Origin of the sequence: Nocardia wallacei, assembly GCF_029868745.1 — a bacterium.
Lineage (GTDB): Bacteria > Actinomycetota > Actinomycetes > Mycobacteriales > Mycobacteriaceae > Nocardia > Nocardia wallacei_B.
The window spans coordinates 1-3,350 of sequence record NZ_JARWOP010000371.1 but is presented as its reverse complement, the minus strand read 5'-3'; the positions used below and the strand labels follow the sequence as shown (position 1 = coordinate 3,350).

Below are 3,350 nucleotides of genomic sequence, written 5' to 3'. Positions count from 1 at the left end.
GCCGCCCCCCGCACCTACCTGGAGTACCCGCCCCCCGGGCTCTTTCCGGGGGGCGCGCACTATCTGCGCCGCGGCCGGGGCGTCGACGAGTATGTTCGGGTACCGGGGGGGGCGCGCCCGCCGCGCGCGCGACAGTGAACGGGACATGGGTGTCCTCCGAACGGAGCGGTCGAATCAGAAAGGTGTGATTCGCCCGGACCCATGCCGGGACACGCGAGGCCGCGGCCGTTCGGCCGTCAGGGGAAACTCCGGATCAGCGGAGCACGAGGCGCTGCGCGGGCAGGGTCCAGGCTGCTGCGCGCAGCCGTACGAAGTACGCGCCGATCGCGCACGCGCCGTTCACGCCTGAACCTCCCATGCGGCACAGGGTAAACAGGCGCCACACCCGGCCGCCACCGATTTTCTTCGACAGGCCGCCTGCGGAACTACGCCGTGCGGGACAGGCCCGCCCGGTCGATGCCCTGCACATCCGCGTAATGCCCCAGCAGTTCGGCGCAGATCGCGGGCCAGGTGCGGTGCAGGACGGATTTGCGGGCGGAGACGGCGAAACGGGCACGCACCTCGGGATCCCGCAGCGCCCCGACGGCACTGGGCAGCAGTTCGGCGAAGCGGTCGACCGGCAGCAGATAACCGTTGCGGCAGTGCGAGATCAGGTCGCGCGGGCCACCGGCGTCCGGCCCGACCACCGGCAGGCCCGAGGCCAGCGCCTCCTGGACGCCCTGGCAGAACGTCTCGTGTTCGCCGGGATGCACCATCACGTCCAGACTCGCGTAGGCCTGGGCGAGCTCGGACCCGCCGAGTTCCCCGGTGAAGGTCGCCGTGGGCAGCAGCCGCGCCAGCCGCGCCCGTTCCGGACCGTCACCGACGATCACCAGCCGGACATCCGGGTCGTCGGCGAGCGCGACCAGTCGATCCACATGCTTCTCCGGCGCCAGCCGACCGACGAATCCCACGATCAGCCGGCCGTCGGGGGACCACCGCTCCCGCAACTCCGCCGACCGCGCAGAGGGCGTGAAGCGGGCGACGTCGACGCCGCGAGCCCAGCGGTGTACCCGCGGAATGCCATGCCGCGCAAGGTCTTCGGCGGCCGCCGTGGACGGCGCCAGGGTACGTGCCGCGCGCTCGTGGATGCGCCGCGTCCAGGCCCAGGCCGCACGCCGCGCCGGACCGAGCCCGTAGCTGGAGGCGAATCCGGCCACATCGGTCTGATACACCGCCACGGCGGGCAGATCGAGTCGCACCGCGGCGGCCGCACCGCCCGCGCCCAGCAGGAACGGCGACGCCAGATGCACGACGTCCGCACCGAATTCGTCGATCGCGGCGGTGATCCCCGGCTGCGGCAACCCCACGGGCAGCGAACTGATCTTCGGCACCATCACCGCCGGTACCCGCAGCACCGGAAAACGGCCGTGCGCGTGCGGCGCGGGCGGCAGTCCCCGCGGCGTGTCCGGCGCGATCACCAGCGCTTGATGACCATTGCGGTCCAGATGATCGAGCACCTGCAGCACGGAATTGACCACGCCGTTCATGTTCGGCAGAAACGACTCCGCGACAATCGCTACACGCACGATTCGAGTGTGAATCCGGGACGACGCGAACCCGCCACACCGACGTGACACCCGTACGAAGATCGGGCGAACACTGCACGACGCCGCGGCACTCAGTCCGGGGAGCGGCGCTCCGACCTGCGCAGCAGCCACAGCACCGGCAGTGCCAGCGCCCACGCCACCACGATCACCGACAACGCGGGAATGATGGCCACCCGGGCGTCGCGCCCGGCCACGCGCACGAGTTCCGGGTCCTCCTTGCTGTATTCGACGTTGATGCGCTCGCCGGCGGTCAGTTTCGTCGGATACAGCACGCCCACTTTGGGATTGCGCGTCACGCCGTCGGGCGTGACGTAGGTGATCGCCGACCGCAGCCGCCCCGCCGACAGCACCTCGGCGCTCGTCACGCCCTTGTTGGAATTGATCAACATATCGTCGCGCCAGGCCGCCAGCACCAGCAGCGCCGCCAGCACGCTCACGGCCGTCGCGGCCACCACGACAGCGATCCGGGCCCGCCGATGCCGCGGCCGGGGCTCGTCGGGCACCCCGATCCGGGGCTCGATCCGGCGTCCCCGCAGCTGATCAGACTGGGTGGTTTCCGACACCGCACAAGGCTATTGCATCGCTCGGATAGCGTGTGCGCCCATGTCCCGAAAATTCAGCTTCACCGTGTCATACACCGTCCCGGTAGAAGATCTTCACCGGGCGATCACCAGCGACGAGATGTGGCAGGCCAGGTTCGACGGGGCCGAGACCGCCACCCTCGAGCTGTCCCACCCCGACGGGCCGGGCACCATCCGTGTGCACATGACCGAACGTGCCCGGGAGGACAAGGTTCCGGCCCTCGTGCGCAAGGTGCTCAAGAGCGAGTTGGTGCTCGAGCGCACCGACAGCTGGGGAGTGCTCGACGGCGATACCGCGAAGGGCACCTTCGTCGGCGCCTCCACGGGGATCACCACCGAAATGTCGGGGGCCTATGTGCTGCGGCCCACCGCGGAGGGCTCGGAGATCGAGGTCGCGGGGACCGTTTCGGTGAAGGTGCCGCTGGTGGGCGGCGCCATCGAGCCGCTGGCCGAGAATCTGCAGCAGCGGGTGGTCAACAGCGAGCGCAAGTTCATCGAGAACTGGCTGGCCACCACGGCCGACGCCTGATCCGGAGGCGGGCGCAGGCACGTTCCTGCGCCCGTGCCGCGGCCTCACTCGCGGTTCGAGTCCTCGCCCCACTCCGCGGTGGCCGGATCGAACTCGCGCTTCTCGACCAGCACCAGCCAGTTCCCGGAGTTGTCCCGCATGACGGCTTCCACGCCGTAGGGGCGTTGCGACGGCGGCTGGACGAATTCGACGCCCTTGGCGGTGAGTTCCTCGTAGGTCTTCTGGCAGTTGTCGGTGTGCAGGCCCAGTGCTCCGTGGGTTCCGTTGGCCAGGGCGCGGCGGATCGCGTCGGCGAGGGTGTCGTCCAGGGGCGGGCCGGGGACCATGAGGGCCACCTCGAGTTCCGGGTGATCCGGCTGTGCGACGGTCACCCAGCGAAAACCGTTGTCTCCCATGGTGATATCGGCTCTTTCGACGAAGCTCAGCTTGTCGATGTACCACTGCTTGGCTTCGGTCTGGTCGGTGACGTAGACGGTGACCAGTGAGACGTTCGTGATGGTTGGCATGGGGGCAAGCGTATGGAGTGCTGGTGGTCTGCGGCTTCTCTAAAGTTGCTGTATTTTTGGCCTCCGCTTCGCTCCGGCGGGTTTTCGGCGCCCTTGGTCTCGGTTTTCGGGTGCCGTTGCTGGCTCCTTCGTCGCATTGCAACGG

The 3,350-nt window shown here is 69.2% G+C and carries 4 protein-coding genes; 1 reads left to right on the top strand and 3 read right to left on the bottom strand.

Going from position 1 to position 3,350, the window contains the following annotated elements:
- Positions 1-425: 425 nt before the first annotated feature.
- Both QH470_RS34575 and QH470_RS34570 read right to left on the bottom strand, forming a co-directional pair.
- Positions 426-1,568: a glycosyltransferase family 4 protein gene (locus QH470_RS34575; protein WP_280276598.1), complete on the bottom strand. Its 1,143-nt coding sequence runs from the start codon at positions 1,566-1,568 to the stop codon at positions 426-428.
- A gap of 92 nt (positions 1,569-1,660) precedes the next feature.
- The gene (locus QH470_RS34570; protein ID WP_280276599.1) at positions 1,661-2,098 is read right to left on the bottom strand and encodes a DUF3592 domain-containing protein; all 438 of its coding nucleotides are present in this window, start codon (positions 2,096-2,098) and stop codon (positions 1,661-1,663) included.
- A 94-nt stretch (positions 2,099-2,192) separates the two neighbouring features.
- Here QH470_RS34570 and QH470_RS34565 point away from each other — a divergent pair, with 94 nt between their 5' ends.
- On the top strand, positions 2,193-2,699 hold the full coding sequence (locus QH470_RS34565) for a DUF2505 domain-containing protein (protein WP_280276597.1): 507 nt from the start codon (positions 2,193-2,195) through the stop codon (positions 2,697-2,699).
- A 44-nt stretch (positions 2,700-2,743) separates the two neighbouring features.
- Here the strand turns inward: QH470_RS34565 and QH470_RS34560 are convergent, their stop codons facing one another.
- Positions 2,744-3,205, bottom strand: a complete 462-nt coding sequence (locus tag QH470_RS34560) for a VOC family protein (protein ID WP_280276596.1) — start codon at positions 3,203-3,205, stop codon at positions 2,744-2,746.
- Between the last annotated feature and the right edge of the window lie 145 nt (positions 3,206-3,350).